A 15,885-nucleotide genomic window follows, 5' to 3' on the forward strand; every position below is an offset into this window, starting at 1 on the left:
AACCAATGAATACCACCACCCCCAGGCAAAAAGGCGTGATCAGCGCTCTCTCAGCCGCTGTAAGGGCGTTCGCTTCAGAGAACAGAGGAGCGCCGAAACGTGGCTCCATCCACCCAGGTCGCCCTACTCCACCTCCAGGGCGAGCTGCTGCACACCGACATGGTTCGGTGGGGATGGCGGCCACACTGGGCCAAGGACCGCGCAGCACCGATCAATGCCCGAGTAGAGAAAGTGGCCCACGGCCCGTTCTTCCGGGCGATCTGGCCACACCGGGCGATCACGCCCATAAACAACTGGTTTGAGTGGGTGGATGAAGGGGCCCCCAAAAAGCAGCCTTATCTAATACGCCGGAAGGATGGTGCGACCGTGCTCTGTGCGGCAATTGGCCAACTACCCGATGCCGATGAAGGCCCGGGCGGGCATGACGGCTTCGTGATCATCACCGCCGACAGCGCCGGTGGCATGGTGGACATTCACGACCGTCGGCCCGTGGTGTTGATGCGGGAGTTGGCAATGGAATGGTTGGACCCGGCAACGCCGAAAGAACGCGCCGAGCAGAGGGTTCTGCATCAGGGCGAGCCCTCCGAGAAGTTCGAGTGGTTCAAGGTCGGCACGGCTGTAGGTAACGTACGGAACAAAGGGCCCGGAACTGATAGAGCTACGCCGCAGCAGATTGGTTGACCTCTCAGCCAACCAGCCATGAAGTCATGGCTGGCGAAACCTTTGACTTGCCATGATGGGAGTTCTCGGTACGCAGTCCAGATAACGGTGCCCGCCCGAGCGCGTAGCCTATTTCGTAACGCCTATGGCTTTGGATATGGCACAAGAAGGTATTCGATCTGGTAGGACAGACGCCTCTTGCGAGACGCCCGCATGCAACAGGTAATCAACCCTTTTCCGGAGTCTACAGTTAAGGATTAACGGACAGCGACGGAGCGCCCACTCTCAGGGAAACCACGGTGCAGTTGCCGCTCAGCGACTGGTTCGCACTGCTGAGGGCTTTGGTAGCAGGATCCCAGTTAACTAGGATGGAGGTTGGACCGCAGCTAGTGGTCGGGATCATCGATGTGATCTTGTAGGTGACATTGGTCATAGTGAGCCCTGTGACGCCACTAGTGGCACTCAGTACCCATGGCGGGAAGATAACGATGGGCTGCAAGGAGCACAGGCCACTCCCGGTAGCGTTTGCGTAATAGATCGTGGCCACGCCACCGACAACTTTGCCAGTGAAGGTAAAACCGCAAGTCACCGCAGCACCGAAGGAGGAAGGTGATTTAACGATAATATAGCCAGGGTCAGTGGTGAAGGGACCTTCCGGGCTGATCGACGCTGCGCTGGCCATCGAAGCGGCGACAGAGCACGCAGCGAAAGAAGTTGCACAACCGAGGGTTTTCAAGCGATTCATTGTTTTTCCTCACATGTATGGCGAATAATTTCGCCGGGCCGCGAGGCTATGATCGAGAGGTCACCGTGAAACTGCAGAATCTCCCTTTCCAGCCAAGTCTCAATTCATTTTCTACATGTTAGGCCATGTTAATTTTTTCGGCTGCAAATGTAGGTCAGTGCACCACAGCCCGGACATACGCCTGGCACGCCCGCAGCGCAATCACTGCGTTATCCCCGTCATCGGTGATGGCGATAAAAGATTTATGTCCGCGTCGGGGCCATTGCCAACCCGACAAAATAGAAAAGTTTTGGTACGCCAGCCAAAAAGTTTTGGTACGTAGACATTTTCCAGTAGGCAATAAAAAACCCCGTAGACGTTAATCTACGGGGTTTCTAAGAGTGGAGGCCGAGGTCGGAATCGAACCGGCGTAGGCGGATTTGCAATCCGTTTATGATCTGCCATTTTATTGGTCGATATGGCTCAAACACCTGAATTTATTGGCTTTCGCTAAATAACGCATCATCTGCATTCATGCCTATTTGGGACATCTGGTGTCCCAGGATTGTCCCACGCTTATCAGCCCCATCCCCGGCGTCCTGCCGAACGAACACAATCCCTATTTCCCCAAAGCATCATACGCCCGTTCGCAAGTCAGGCCCCTGGCTCTGGCTTGGTCAGCAGTTGTTGCCAGATCACCCGCTCGCTGGTCAGCGCGCTTGAGCACGTCGGCGAGCAGAGCGGCGTCACGGGTAGCTGCCGCCCTTGAGGCGGCAGTGCAGGAATTGCTGCTGGCTTGACTGGCTGCGAGGCGACTGGCAACGCCGTCGGCTGCGCTGCGCACCCGATCAGACTCGCGGTTAGCAGCAACAACAGCAGCCGTTGCGGTGTCGATAAGAGCTTGGCCATTCTGGACCACCTTGTTGATCGCCTGCTGGCGGGATTGTTCTTTGGTTCGTTCGGCGGCTTCGTTCAGCGCCTTGGCAGCCTCGTCGCGCGCGTCTCGATCGCTCCATTTGGCCTGCCACTCCGCATTGGCCACCGTCACGCCGTGGTGGTACACGCCAAACAGCGAGCCTACGACAAGCAGTAGCACGGCTATATAAGGAAGGATCTTCAGCCAGATAGCAGTCATGCGGCAGCTACTCCTATGGCGATTGCTTGACCACCAGTCTTACCGGCGAACAATGCTGCCTCTGCTGCCCGGCGGCGGGTCAATCCGCGCATAGGAACACCGGCAGCACGGTTCCAGCGGGAAAACTGGGTAATCGCGCTACCCATGTCGCCTGCGTTAATCAGGCGAAGCAGCGTTGAGCCCTGGAAGTTGCCAGATCCGAGGTTGTAGACGAAATCAACCAGGGCATCGAACTGGCCCTGACTCAGGCTAGTGGTAACCGCACAGGAAACAGAAATTTCCCGCGAAGCCAGGTCGACCAGTAATTGTGCGTCGGCCTGGGGCTGGGGCCATACCAACCCCGGAACAACCTCTGGCCCGGTATGGCCCCAGCCAATCGTCCAGGGTGCGCCACCAGTCGCCGGGTCCGGATAGGCGACCAACGAACAGTTCTCGAAATACTTCAGCACTGCGATGCCATTCGGGGATGTTTTCATGTTTTCTCCAGGCACAAAAAAGCCCGCACTTGGCGGGCTTCAGCGAATTGACTCTTGATTACTGAACGACGTAGCACTCTTCAACGTAGCCACGACGATCCCATGATGTCTCTCTCGATACCCGTCGATACGCAGGGTGTCGAGCTGCAATTGTTGGGACGTGAACTTGAGGCACTCCACCCCAAGGCGAATACGCCTCTTGGTTGAAGCTGATGAATATTCCTTTTAGGTTCTCCGCCCCCCAGCCAAGGTAGCGCTCTACTTCTGACTCGGGCATTTCCGGCATTGAGTCCTGATTGATCAGGATATTCGGCTGGAAGTCGATCTTGTCTAGTTCGAAATATGGTATTAGCTGTATCGGTGAATCAGCCCGCTCCAGATCCTCACCACCCAGTACCAGCGACTCCGGCGCAGATGAGCCAAGGAAATAGGACTGAACAAGCCCGGCCTCTGGAAGGTCGACGATTGCATATCTGGCAATACGACCATCCAACAGCTTGCGCAGCCAGTAGCATGTGCCGCCATAACCGCCACCAATCTCAACAACATTCAACGGCCCATCAGGATTCTGGCGACCAATGATTTCTCGCATGCGGTGAGCGCTATAGAGGTGTGAGCATGTCTCTCGTGATAAAAACCGTCCGCCGAACATAATCCCGCGCGGATCACCGCAGCGCGGCGCCTCTATTCTGAAGCCGAAGTGAGCCTCAAGGCGATCCATTAGCTGCTCTTCTGTGAACTTAAGCCGCCAGTAAGCAACTTGTCCCTGCTCGTGAGTTTCGGCTCTTAGTATCCCTAGACTTTCAGCAAGGGTCACGACAGACAACTCTATTGCAACGGGGAGATACGCCCATCGAAAGGCAGACGTATTGAATGTTGTTCCGTATGAATATCCATTCACCGCATCTGTTCTAAATATATTAGAGCAATAACTAGCAAGTAACTCAGTATTCCCCGACTCTACCAGCTGACATAACTCACTGTAATGCTCAAGACGGAGAACGCCCCACATAGAGCTTTCAGGGATTAAATCCTGCGATGCTTCATTTTCAGCAATCAAAGCTTTATATCTACGAATAATCCTCTCAGAAATACCAACAGAATCACTAGCGGAAGATTCAAGCGGCGGCTCAAGTGGGGTGCGCTGCGTCTGGGACTGGGTCATAAGCCATTCAGGCCTACGAATAACCCAAGATGCAGCGCTTATATCAAGGTGTTTATATCCAAACTTCAACCATCCCTGCTGAACTTTAAACAATCTATCTGGATTATTTGCTACAACCTTGAATATTCGATGGAATACGCTTCCAAAAATACGCATTACAGAGCCTTCCTTGCGTTGAAATCTTTGCACGAGTTGTAAGATTTCGGACAAGAATAGACATTTTCCGCGCGATAGAACAGGCCAATACCCAGATAACGCCTTCAGGACTGAATAACAGGCGCCATGAGTGCAGCAAGAGGTATAGCCACCTTCGCATGACCGGCCTCAGTCAGGTGCGTGCCGTCCGTGAAGTCAGCAGCAACCGTCATCCCTGTCGTGTCGAGGTAAGTCGAACCGGTCGCGGTAGCCGCAGCAATGACTTGGGTCTCGTACTTTCCATTGAAAGGCCGCGCCAAGAAGACGACTACGCCGGGGTAGCGCTGCTTGATGCGGCACACCAAGGTGATCAACAGCGCCTGCCAGGTAGATGCCGCAGCCGTATCGTTCGTGCCGATCTGGATGTATGCAACTTGGACGTGCTCTTGGCGTACAGGGCGATCATGCTGGTAATTGAACACCGATGTCGGCGTGTCTGGGAACCCGCCGCTACCCGCTACAGCCAGGCCCGTGCCGCCAAAGCCGTTGATGATTGGCTGCAAGCCCAATGATTCAGCAATCAGACGCCCAAACACCCGCTCCCCGCAGCTGTTGGTCGGCAGCGATGGCGTGCCCTTGGCGCAAATACCCTCAACGATGCTGTCACCGATGAAAATAATGGCAGGCCTGGTATCCGCCCACGGGGCAACGTTGCCGGCGCCGGCCAGGATCTTGATAACGTTCAAGCCGCAGTCTCGACGCCACCTAGGGTCTGCCTCGTGCGACCCAGATACTGCTACCTCAAAGGTGTGTGCGGCATCGGCGGATAGGCCAGATGCGAGTAGGTAGGTAGAAACGCCAGTCGTGCTGATTGACGTATACGCCCAGGCACCACCATCGACGCGAACTGCCATCACGGGCGACTGAGTGCTCGCAGTCGAGCGCGCTATCTTCATCGACACCGAGGTTGTGCCGCTGACCATGAACCGCATTGATGCGCCCTGGCGATTGCTGCCGTAACCGATCACGCCACCCTCATAGGTAGGCTTCCAGCGACCAACGAATGCCGCTTGTGCCAACACCGGGGCGGCGTCTTCATACAGAACGGACTTCAGCACGACAGGCGTTGCACCAAAGCTCGCAATGCGCGCATACCCTTCGGCCAATGGGTAGCTGCTAGCAGTTCCATCAGCAGGATAGGTTCCCGAACCACTAGCGGTTGCGGGGCGTGCCGCTCCATCCGCCCATACCCGCACCGCATAGGGCGCGCCTGGCGCTACCGGGCCGGTCTCAACTTCTACGTTGATCAGGTCTCCAGCAGCGCCAGGCATCGCAACAGGCGTCATTGCTGAGTAGACAGGCGTAGCCCCGGTGCCAATGTAGCCAAGCTCCAGGGTTGTTCCGGTCGAGCTCCACAACTGCCAGCCGTTACCATCCATATTCACATGGTAGCCGAGCAGGAATACTCCGCGCTTAACGCGGAAGGTCAACCTGCCATCGGCAAAGTACCTCGGGATGCACGCGGTATTAGCAGCCTCTGAATATGGCGCTACGACACTCAGCAAGCCAGAAGAGACGACAGCGGTAGCAGACCCACGCAGCTGAATTTTTCCGTGCGCCGGCGCGCCATTTTGCATGGTGTCTGTGAAATCAATAAGTACTGGAGGCTTCGACCCAAGACTCTCAATATTTTCAGCGCTGGCGGCCACACCAGCAGCAGGTGACGCCGCTGGAGTGGCTGAACCGGTCTGCAAGAGCCATGCAGATAAGCTTTTGGTTTCGCCTGCAAGCGTCACCGTCAGGTCGCCGACATCGCCAGAAACTTTCAAGTCAGCCATGGGAGCTCCTTACGAATCTGTTCCTTGCGCACAACATGCGCAGCTTCGGCAGCCTTGGCCGCATCTTCGTCGCCCGAGACTCGCTTGCTCATAGCTTCCGCCAGATATCGGTCAGAACCCGTGACAGGATCCGCGTATGCCAGTTTGCGTTTGCGTTCGATATCCTCGTTACGGTCTGAGCACTTGTCCGGCTGAGCCTTAGAGAATACAAACCCTTCCGGGACGTCGTCCTCACTATCGACCGGCACCCAGCCGCCGGTCTCTTTGCTTACTGCAAAACCTTTCATATTTCACCCCCGCTCGCGAATAAGCCGGCGCCAGCTGCGTTCGAAGCCCAATAGATGTTGCTTGATTCAAGGATCAAGTCCGCAAGCCAGGAAAGCTGGGCGGTACCGGCACTATTTTGTACTGGAGATGGGTTGGTGGTTGATGTGGATGAGCCGTAAGAGTTGTTAGGCGCAACGATTGTTGTGCCAGATCCATTGCTCGAAACAACAGTTATCCTTTTTGCTGTTGGTGGCGCAAAGCTTGCCCACGGGACAGCAATCCATGTTGGGGTTGTAATGCTGCCGACGGAGCCAGACGCCATAATTGGCATTGCAGCCAAATTGGTGCCTGCTGCAACTTTCCATGACCAGCGTGCGCCGATCCATGTCATACCGAGCAAGAACTTGCTGCCGGTAGCATCTGTCCGCGCCCAACCTACTAAAGCCTTGTGGGTGTAGCCAGCAGGCATAGTCGGCGAAGTCGCACTCAGAGAAAACAGGCCCGAGACAGTCGACCCGTTCCAGATCACCCAAACGCTGTACCAGGTAGAAACTGCGCCGCCAACAGAACCTGTATCCAGACCATTGGCACCAATTGGATTGGCTAGGCTTGGGGAAATACTCATCGCCCTCAAAACCTGATAAGAGTTGAAAGAGTTCTCCACTACAATTTCATCTGCTGCGAACGTAGCTACTGCATTAAGCCCTGTAGCTGAACCGGTCAAATTCCTTGCCGCGCCGATAACTCCGACAGTGTTTTGCGTGCCGATGGCATACCAGCTTGTCCCGCCATTTGACACAAGCGTAAACGACATGCCCGACGGAATCTGAAATGTAGCGCTGCTTCCGGGCGCGAAAATTCCATCTGATCCGGCGCAGACCAGCGTAATTGTGCCTGGAAAGTAATTCCAGAAAGTAAGCGTCGCTTTCGCTGGCATAGAGCTAGCGGCCGGAAGCTGTACATTGAATGCGCTATTGCTCAGGCCAATCAATACAGTGCCTGCATGCGCAGCGGCCGTAAGTGTGGTGGCACCACTGAGATAAATCATATCTCGATATTGAAAGCCAACACCCTGAACAAATGCGGTAGTTGCAAGGCTCAACGAATTATCGAACTGAGCCTGTGTAACACCATTCGAGTTGGGGAGCTGGTCAAGCAGCACAAGGTCTGTGCCGTCATAAAAGACATCAGAGGTCTGCCCCGAAACAATGACGGCGGCGATTTTGGCGCCGGTCGAGTTGTATTGCTTCAGATTCTTCGGACCGACAGCAGAAACGTTGAGTGTCGGAGTAGCGCCACCTGCTGCGCCGAATGTCACCCGAAACCCTTGGTTGGGAGCGTACGCACTGATTGCCGGGGTAGGCGTTAGCGTGAAAGCTGGAGCAGTGCCGCCTGCTGTAAATGCAGTTAAGGCCTGCGCCTGAATCTGGCCGGCCGTCACCGCATGCCCTGTCTGCGTTGCCGGGGCCACTTGCTCGGGCGCACCCGTGCAAAACAGCAGGATGTAGGAACCGCCACCAACCGAACTATTCCATTGCGCCCACATATCACCATTGGCAATTATCTCGCCACCCTGGAGTGCCGCATGCGCACCACCGACCAGGGCTACTGTGCTGACACCATCATTGATGGTGGAAGCGCCTGAGTTTCCGGTTTTCGCCTTGAGTCGAATGATCTGGCCTTCAGAGCGAGCCGTGAACGCTGGAGAAAACGCCCCAACATAGGCGCCTGCCGTCCCGGTATCGATGGCAAATGACATATTGCCACTCTGGATTGACTGGAGAATGCCAGACGGAAGAAGTGGCGCTCCAAGGTATTGGGTGATGTTTGCCGAGGTGATGATTGTTTGGCCATTTGCGACGGTCACTGCATACAGGCCGACGTAACCAGAATCCGGGGCTGGGGTTGCCTGAGAACCACTGGCAGCGGACGCACCTGCCTTCACCTGGATCACCGCTACGCCCTTACGCGACGTGTTCTGGGTCTGCCCGTTGTTACCCATGCCGCTAAACGGCATAGCTGGGTTGGCACTGTTGTAATAAGGCAGCAGGACAGGATTGGTGTCCTGATCCTGATAAGTCGCCTGTATCAGGTAGTTGATCGACTGGCCCGTGGTGGTTGGCGCAGGGCAACTCAGTGTAACGCCGTCCAGGAGGATGCCCTGCTTCATGATCGAGTGTGTCGTATCAGCTGGCAGTGTGGAAAACGCCAGCGAGTCGATATTGGTCAAGGCATAGATTTCGCCCGGCGCAACAACGACCTGGAGCGATGCCGGCCCTGTTGGAGTTACTGCAAAGCCATTGGCGATGGTGCTGGTGCCGAGCACTGCCGCAGCAAGCTTTGCGCTCCCAATCATGGCGTCTTTAGTCATTTGCAGCAGAGCTGTCTCAGGCAGGATCTGGCCTGGATATACGGTCTGTCTGTCCATGGGTGCCCCAATAAAAAAGCCCGCTCATGGCGGGCTTGGATTCGAATGAAGGATTTTTCAGTTGGTGATTCGGTACCAGACTGTGGTGCCGTAGACCTTGGTCGCCTCGATGGCGGCAACGATGTCGGCGTCTGAAACTTCCGGGAATAACTGCGAAGCGGGCAGTAGTCCGCTTGTCGTGGATAATCCGAACCAGTTAGTGGCAACGCCAGGCCAATTTGAGGCCCCATTTCCTGAGGGTCTGTAGGCCGTGACAAACGCTTGATAGGGGCAGCTGATTGAGCCAAGCGGGCCAGCAACTCCAAGGCCGAGCGTTATCCCCAGGCATCCGCAGTCGTCCGGCTTGGCTGGCTCAACGATCACCGGCCAACGGCCAGTAAGGTCGAACAGGACCTGGCTCATACCGTGTCGCGTGGCTCGCTCCCTGAAAATATTGATCAGGATTCGATTTCGATAGCTTGAGTCGAGTTGCCCGGCAAACCTGAGTAGGCTATTGCCGAAGAAGTCGAGCCCAATGATGTCCAGCCAGCCGTCTGAGGCTGATTTGATCCGCGTCTGGGCCTGCGCATATAAATAGAGGGTGAACCCCCACGAAAGCGCCTGCGCATAGCCCCACAGAAGCGCATCGAGAATGGGGTTGTTGTCTCCAAACCATCCAAAAGGAAGTAGGCTTTTCAGCCTAGAAAGCATGTCGCTTTGGTCGCCAACGCTCATTCAAGCCACCGTCACTGTGCCTGGTCGGATGACCTGTTTTAGAGTTGCCCCAAGATCGGCGGTACTGCCATTCAAGAGCACCGCGGATACGTTAGTAATGGCTGGAGTAACCCCATAGGCGATGGCCGCCAGCTGGGTATAAGGAAGGATCTGCCCGAGCGTCAGGCTTGATATGTAGGCCTGGATGGCTGCAACTACCTGAGCCACAACAACGCTGTGTACCACCGTGGAATCAGTGGTGATCGTCATCCCGACGTTTGCCGTGACTAGGCTTGGCCCAAATACGCCATATCGGATGGTAAAGCCGCGCACCGATTCAATGGCTGCCGCAGCCGAGACCAGGAAAGACCCAGGCGGCGCACCGCTGCCGTCATCGACCACCGCATAGAAATATCCGTAGAGGGTATTCCCGCTATAGTCCTGGTTCTCAGTCAGGGTGTAGCTGACGCCCTGCTGCATATTCGACAGTGCATAGCCGATCGAGGCCTTCACTGCCTTCGACAGGGATTGAACCCATAGAACGAATCGAGCGCGGAATGCCGAATCACTCTCCGGGTCAACGCCGCCTGCAAATACAGCCAGATTCGTTACTGTATCGATGCCGCTGATTGTTCCCACAATGACTGTAACAGTGCCTATAAGGGCATTAGCCGCCGCGCCGGCGGTGCTTGCCACCACGGGGACCGTTACCGATGCAGTACCGGCAGGGATCAGGTATCCACCCAGCGCCGCGTTGTACATGGCGTTGGTAGTGTCGATAGTGACCGTGTACTGCTGCGATCCGTCGGTAGATCCGACGATTGCACCAATAGGGACAAGGGCAGACACCGCCGGGGTGAATCTTGAATAGGTGACGCTGCCTACTGCGAAGCTAGCTGACAGCCGGTAGAAACCGAAGTCAGCCATCCAGCTATCAAGATCAGGACCAGAAGACGTGGCCGCCCGGGTCGTGGCCAGGAGCGTTACGATCAGTTGCTGAAGCCACTGCAGGACGCTGGCGTTGCTTTCGGTGATGGCCCGCAACAGCGAGCCGATCGTGAAGTCAACAAGTCCGGCGGCGCGGCCTTGGATGGCTGTGACCTGATCACGCACAAGCGTGGTGAAGTCCTTGATATTGAGCGATGCCATATCAGCGATTTACCTCAAACGAGAGCGTCACCGGCTCGCCCGTAGGGGAATCGGTGTAGCCAATATTGGCGGATAGAGTGTCGTTCTGTGACGAGACGGATATGACGGGGGCTGGTTGTTTTGATACGCAGTCTTCAAGCAGGATCTGACCCCTGATCAGTGCGATGACCTCGGGAATATTGGTCAGTGCACCAACGTATCGGCCAAGACCTGCGCCATATTCGGTATGAAATAGGTAATCGCCTGGGTTGGTGATGAGTCGCCTCAGGATTCGCTGCTTACCGCGCTCTATACCCTCAATTGGCGATAGGCTGCCGGTAGGAGATAGCGACAGATCGCCGCCGACGTAGTGATTTAGGTCTTTCATGCGCCCTTCACCGTCGTGGTCATGTGAGCGTTCGTCATTGGCGTGGCAGGAGCGCCGGCGCCTCCCGACGTATGTGTATGGGCGTTGAATAACGCCTGGAATGCCTCGGTCACAAACTTCAAAAGCGTTTGGCCATTGGCTCGCAAGTTGATTGACGGGGCTGTGACGCTGGCCGATGTAGTCGCTATGACGTTGGCTGTCTGAGCGGTCACGTTCAGGGTCGTATTGGCTATGAGCTCTACCGTTCCATCGTTATGAAATTTGAGCATGGATCCAGATGAATGGACTGCCCAGATTTCACCCGACGGGACTGGCATCGGTAGGTTCAGAGAGTTGGTATGCCTCGCCGTGACTTTGCCTAGGTTGGGGTCGCCCGACTCAAACGAAACAGTAACTTCGTCGCCGATCTGCGGGCCAATAGCCACGCCCCAGCCGTTACCGACACCTGGACAGTCAAGCTTGATCCAGTTTGTTTCGCGGCCTTCTGGCTGGATTGCAACCTTAACCACCCCATTTCCCGGGTCGTAGCCGGTGATGGTCCCAGTTCTTGGTCCGGTACTATCGTCGCCAAGGCGCTGCCTGGCCGCATTCATGAGGCTATCTATGCTCATGGCTGCACCAGTGAGTTAGGGTTATGGTTCTTGGCGGTCAGACTCATCGTGTAACCGCCGGAAAAGCTCATCGAGCGGCGCACTGCATCCACGTAATAGAGCTGGTCAAACTGTGATCCCGTTCCTTCCTGCCGAACAATCGTGTTCGGCATCAGCAGGTTGTCCGCAGGCATCGAGCAGGACATGCGCATTTCGTGGTCGGTGATCTGCTTGTGGATCTTCTGAGCCAAGTCAATGGCCTGGGCTTTATCCAGGCCATTGCGCTTGATCTCGTAGACCTGGCGCTTCGACGTTGACTGGCCTGGCGATATGCCCTTTGCCGAGTTGTTCGGATAGGTCGCCGTGACCGTCTTCCCGTCCTTGTAGGAGATGACCTGCACCGTTACGCCGAGCGCCAGTGTCAGATCGCGCTCGAAGGTAATGTCGTCTGACGTGTTCGACTGAGGGTAGTGGTAGGCGTTTTGCTCAACCCAGCGGATCACGTACTGATCGGCTGTTTGTGGGTCGAGGGCAGGCTCATAATGCAGCTCGTTGCCGCTCACATAGACCTGGAATCCATCAAGACCGGCGAAGTAGGCCAGCAAGTCCCACTCTGTGCGCTCATCAGTGACGTGCGCGTGGTCCCACTTGGTGATTCCGCCAACCTGCGTGGTAGTCGCCGTGACAACCGGTGTCAGCCCGCGTCGAGTGGCTAGCAGCGTGGCCACCTGGCTGGTCGTCATGTTGGCGAATTTTTCGTTAGTCTTGTGATCGATGAACCGGCTGGTGTAATCGCGGCCGCTAATCGCCACCTCAAACTTCGCCGGGCGGATGGATAAATGGTCCACGGCGCCCACAATCAGCTCCTTCCAGTCCTGAACGCCCTGATTTATCAGTCCGGCCGATATGGACACGTCGATCGATGTCTGAGACGCCCACCAGTTGATAGTGTTGTATGGCGGCGGAAGTTCGCTCATTGGCAGCACGACAGAGAAAGTGTCTGCCGAGTAAAAAGCATTGCTATCGACGTCGAACGAGTCAAAAGACACATGAACGCCGTTCAACAGCAGGCGGCCGACCACCTGCCGGACAAGCAGCTCCGTCTCTCTGGTATTCAGGTCCACTTATTCACCTACTGGGATTTTTATGGTCTGGATGCCGTCGAGGCGCGGGTCAGTGATGTTGTTTGCTGCGGCGATCTGGGTCCATCTAGACTGATCGCCATAGGCGTCTGCCGAGACTTTTTGCAGGCTGGTATTGCTGGTGGTGATGCTTGACGTACCGTTAGCCAGCGGGCCCGACAGTACGTTCTTCTGCATCCGGTCTAGAACGCTCTGCATCTGATAGAGCGGAGCCAGCTGGGTCAGCGCGGCACCCTGCCGGAGCACGTTATTGGCTGCCAGGGAAACTGGGTTGCCAGGAACCAAGCCGCCTAGCGTGGTTATGTCGTTTACCGAAGCGCCCACCTGGGCTATCACCGACTGCACGACCGCTTGCGCGGCAACCAGTGGCCGTATGACGGTCTGGATCGTGTCGATGGTTGCGTTGGCGAAGCCTTGCACCTGCGATACGGCACTTTTTACTGAGTCGATCGCGGTACTGACTGCACTGGAGTTGATGATGCTGGCCAGGCCAAGTGATTCACCCATGTCGCTGTTGATCAGCGCGTCAAGCGTGCCGGCAAGTGCGTTTTCGGTAATCGGCGTGTCGAGACTCGACACAATCAGCAGTTCGATGCTGTAAAACCGTCGGTATACGTGCTCAAACCGCTGATTGAACGACTGAATAATCACGCTGAAGTAATAGCCGTCAATGCTGAAAGCCAGTGGAGCACCGACATCGCGCAGGGTTTCGAGTGCAGTCACCCGATCCCCCGCAGTGGCGCCTGTCATCCACCCGGACCACGACAGGTTGTCGTAGTCCACGCCCAGAACATCAACAATCCGCTTCCCGCCGACCAGCTTGTGTACGACAAGCTGTTGTTTTGCGCCAATCGTTACCGATTCCGGAACCTCGAGCCCAGTGAACTCCACGTCACCGACAATCAGGCGCGTGGCAAATGGATCCCCGCCCGGGGCGAAGTTGTCCAGGAAGGAAGTGAAGCTCATCGATTATCCCCTTGGTATGGCTGTGCTTGGGGTTCCAGGCATCAGCATGGTGCGGGTAGGGTCAAATCCTTGCGTTCCCGTGCGCGGCTTCGTTGCTGTCTTTGTCATCTGATCAACAACTACCTCGGCAACCCGCTTTCCGTCCAAATTCATCTGCACGATGATTGGGTCTCGGCTGAAGTCTTTTGGCGGTACCGGCGCGACAATTGCGGAGGCGCCAGGAACAGTTTTTCTGTAGTCGTCGGCGAACGTAGTCTTCGATATTTGCCAAGAGGCAGGCAGGATCGTGTTTGCCCCGGCGATCAGGGTGTTGAAAATCGTCTGCCAGCCGGTTAAGAAGACCAGCGCGAACAGTTTGAATGCCCCAACGATATCGCCACTGAACAACTGAACGAAACCGGTCTTCATATCGCTCCACATCAGCTTTAGTGCTCCGCTGATTTCCTTCCAGTTGTTCCAAAGAAGGAATGCGGCGGCGGCAATAGCGGTGATTACAAGCCCGATAGGGTTAAGAAGCAGGAATCGCCCGGCAACCAGAAGGAACTTTGCAAATCCTGTAGCACCCATTACAAGGTAGGTCGCCATTCTGGCGATCCAGGGAATGAGCGGTGCAAGGCCGCCAGTGCCGACGAAGATCAGCGCTTTTGCCAGAAGCCAAAACCCACGACCTGCCGCGATGGTCATATTTATAAGGCCGCCACCAATAAGGAAGCCAGAGAAAATAGCTAGTCCGAGGCCGAAGTTTTTGACCGACTCTCTGTTTTTATCCACCCAGTTGGCTGCCGAAATAAGCAGCGGCGTGATCTTTTCAAGCGCGCGTATCGCCAGAGGAAGGACAGCGATACCAATGTTGATCATCAGACCGTTCCACTTAGCTCTCAGGTCGGCGAACTTGCTGTTTGGATCATCCTTGTATGCCTGAATTGTCTGATCGGCCCCCATCGCACCTTTGGTTAGGTTCGCATCCCGGATTAGCTGGAGCTGCTGCGTACTGATAATGCTGTTTTGGTTTGACGCGGTGCGGTTCGAAAAAATGTCGTTCACGAACTTTAAAATGTCAGACTGGTTTGTAATGCCGTGCTTGGCAGCGGCTGGAAGCGCGTAGGCCCTGATCCACTCGGCTGGGTTCGCCTGGAACACGTCGGCGCCCACAATGTTTTTCATCACCATTGCTTTCAGTGGCTTCCCGCCAACCGCACCATGCGTCTCCATCGCCAACGTGCCGAGCCCGAACTCCTGAAGCAATGCCATGGTTTTCTTCGGTGTACGCCCGGCTATCAGGTTCTGATATCCGGACATGAGCGACGTACCAGCCTTGGCGCCGCCCTGCTCTTGAAGCAGAAGCGACATGTTGTAAATGCCCTCATCCGAGAGCCCGCGGAAGGCCGTACCACCCATCTGGGAAAACTGGTCAAGATCTCTGAATTTTACGAAACCACCAGACCCCGTAACCATTCTCTGGGCCAGGTCTAGATTTCGCAGGAAGGTGGCTTCGTCGTGAGTTCCGCCCCTTCGGTCGATAAACTTCAAAAGTGACCGCGTAGAACCTTCGTCAATATGCCCCACCTTGCCAGCAAATATTGCACTGTTGGCGGCATTCAGAGCGGCAATCTTCGGGGTTAGCTTTTTGGCAAGGTCGAAATCCCCAAACAGACCAACAGACTCAGACAAAGAGTTCATGAGGTCTTTGGCGGAAACGCCGAGGACATTGGCACTACGAGCAAAGTTGTCTGCCTGCGCGTTGATCGCGCCGCCTAGGTTGATGGTTTTGAACTTGGTATAGGCAAGCTCATACTGTTTTGCGGCATCAATAGGCGCCTTAAATAAAGCTGCAATCCCGAGGCCGCCGGCAACCATCGCGCCACCAATAGCTCCTTGTTTGCCGATTGAGGCCAGCTTGGCATTCAGCTTGTCTACGTCTTGGCCGGTACTAGCCAGGCTCTTGCTGATCAGGGCCATACCTGCGCTGACATGGTTGATCAGCGACAGCTTGACAGCGACGGAATACGCCTCAAATGCCATAATGAGCTTTCCTTTTGTGGTGTTGAATCACATGGCAAAAAATCAGCGCACGTATCAGTGGGTTAACGGCCGAATTCAGAACGTAGACGCCGTGAGCACAGAAAGGCCAAGACGCCCAAGCATGGGCA

The 15,885-nt window shown here is 55.7% G+C and carries 14 protein-coding genes and 2 pseudogenes; 1 reads left to right on the forward strand and 15 read right to left on the reverse strand.

Annotated elements, in window-relative coordinates; translation table 11 throughout:
* Window positions 1-87: 87 nt before the first annotated feature.
* Window positions 88-681: pseudogene (locus tag BFL40_RS29860) on the forward strand (SOS response-associated peptidase family protein); the annotation flags it as partial.
* A gap of 229 nt (window positions 682-910) precedes the next feature.
* Here BFL40_RS29860 and praB read toward each other — a convergent pair.
* The 15 genes and pseudogenes from praB to BFL40_RS29930 form a co-directional block, all read right to left on the reverse strand.
* Entirely contained in the window at window positions 911-1,405 is a 495-nt protein-coding gene (gene praB / locus BFL40_RS29865) for an alkane oxidation protein activator PraB (RefSeq protein WP_071487316.1), read from the reverse strand.
* Between the two features lie 154 nt (window positions 1,406-1,559).
* A pseudogene (locus BFL40_RS34410) lies at window positions 1,560-1,640 on the reverse strand (lysis protein); the annotation flags it as partial.
* Between the two features lie 363 nt (window positions 1,641-2,003).
* Window positions 2,004-2,519 carry a DUF2514 family protein gene (locus tag BFL40_RS29870; RefSeq protein ID WP_071487317.1) on the reverse strand — a complete coding sequence of 172 codons (516 nt, stop codon included), beginning with the start codon at window positions 2,517-2,519 and terminating at the stop codon, window positions 2,004-2,006.
* Window positions 2,516-2,995 carry a lysozyme gene (locus BFL40_RS29875; RefSeq protein ID WP_071487318.1) on the reverse strand — a complete coding sequence of 160 codons (480 nt, stop codon included), beginning with the start codon at window positions 2,993-2,995 and terminating at the stop codon, window positions 2,516-2,518. The genes BFL40_RS29870 and BFL40_RS29875 overlap by 4 nt, the downstream gene beginning before the upstream one ends.
* Window positions 2,996-3,053: 58 nt before the next feature.
* Window positions 3,054-4,316, reverse strand: coding sequence for a putative sugar O-methyltransferase (locus BFL40_RS33450; protein WP_083374538.1), 1,263 nt, complete (start codon window positions 4,314-4,316; stop codon window positions 3,054-3,056).
* Between the two features lie 104 nt (window positions 4,317-4,420).
* Complete coding sequence (locus BFL40_RS29885; protein ID WP_071487320.1) at window positions 4,421-6,133, reverse strand: SGNH/GDSL hydrolase family protein; 1,713 nt, start codon at window positions 6,131-6,133, stop codon at window positions 4,421-4,423.
* Complete coding sequence (locus tag BFL40_RS29890) at window positions 6,121-6,420, reverse strand: hypothetical protein (protein ID WP_071487321.1); 300 nt, start codon at window positions 6,418-6,420, stop codon at window positions 6,121-6,123. The genes BFL40_RS29885 and BFL40_RS29890 overlap by 13 nt, the downstream gene beginning before the upstream one ends.
* On the reverse strand, window positions 6,417-8,828 hold the full coding sequence (locus tag BFL40_RS29895) for a hypothetical protein (protein WP_071487322.1): 2,412 nt from the start codon (window positions 8,826-8,828) through the stop codon (window positions 6,417-6,419). Before BFL40_RS29895 ends, BFL40_RS29890 begins: the two co-directional genes overlap by 4 nt.
* Before the next feature lie 57 nt (window positions 8,829-8,885).
* On the reverse strand, window positions 8,886-9,542 hold the full coding sequence (locus tag BFL40_RS29900; RefSeq protein WP_071487323.1) for a UCP028438 family phage-derived protein: 657 nt from the start codon (window positions 9,540-9,542) through the stop codon (window positions 8,886-8,888).
* Window positions 9,543-10,670 carry a baseplate J/gp47 family protein gene (locus BFL40_RS29905; protein ID WP_071487324.1) on the reverse strand — a complete coding sequence of 376 codons (1,128 nt, stop codon included), beginning with the start codon at window positions 10,668-10,670 and terminating at the stop codon, window positions 9,543-9,545.
* Window position 10,671: 1 nt separating this feature from the next.
* On the reverse strand, window positions 10,672-11,037 hold the full coding sequence (locus tag BFL40_RS29910; protein WP_071487325.1) for a phage tail protein: 366 nt from the start codon (window positions 11,035-11,037) through the stop codon (window positions 10,672-10,674).
* Window positions 11,034-11,648 (reverse strand): phage baseplate assembly protein V, encoded by a 615-nt coding sequence (locus BFL40_RS34415; RefSeq protein ID WP_235864662.1) that lies wholly within the window; start codon window positions 11,646-11,648, stop codon window positions 11,034-11,036. Before BFL40_RS34415 ends, BFL40_RS29910 begins: the two co-directional genes overlap by 4 nt.
* Window positions 11,645-12,751 carry a rhs element Vgr protein gene (locus tag BFL40_RS29920; protein WP_071487326.1) on the reverse strand — a complete coding sequence of 369 codons (1,107 nt, stop codon included), beginning with the start codon at window positions 12,749-12,751 and terminating at the stop codon, window positions 11,645-11,647. The genes BFL40_RS34415 and BFL40_RS29920 overlap by 4 nt, the downstream gene beginning before the upstream one ends.
* On the reverse strand, window positions 12,752-13,735 hold the full coding sequence (locus BFL40_RS29925; protein WP_071487327.1) for a LysM peptidoglycan-binding domain-containing protein: 984 nt from the start codon (window positions 13,733-13,735) through the stop codon (window positions 12,752-12,754).
* Window positions 13,736-13,738: 3 nt separating this feature from the next.
* Window positions 13,739-15,757: a phage tail tape measure protein gene (locus BFL40_RS29930; protein WP_071487328.1), complete on the reverse strand. Its 2,019-nt coding sequence runs from the start codon at window positions 15,755-15,757 to the stop codon at window positions 13,739-13,741.
* Window positions 15,758-15,885: the final 128 nt, after the last annotated feature.

It is taken from the genome of Pseudomonas costantinii (genome assembly GCF_001870435.1).
Lineage (GTDB): Bacteria > Pseudomonadota > Gammaproteobacteria > Pseudomonadales > Pseudomonadaceae > Aquipseudomonas > Aquipseudomonas costantinii.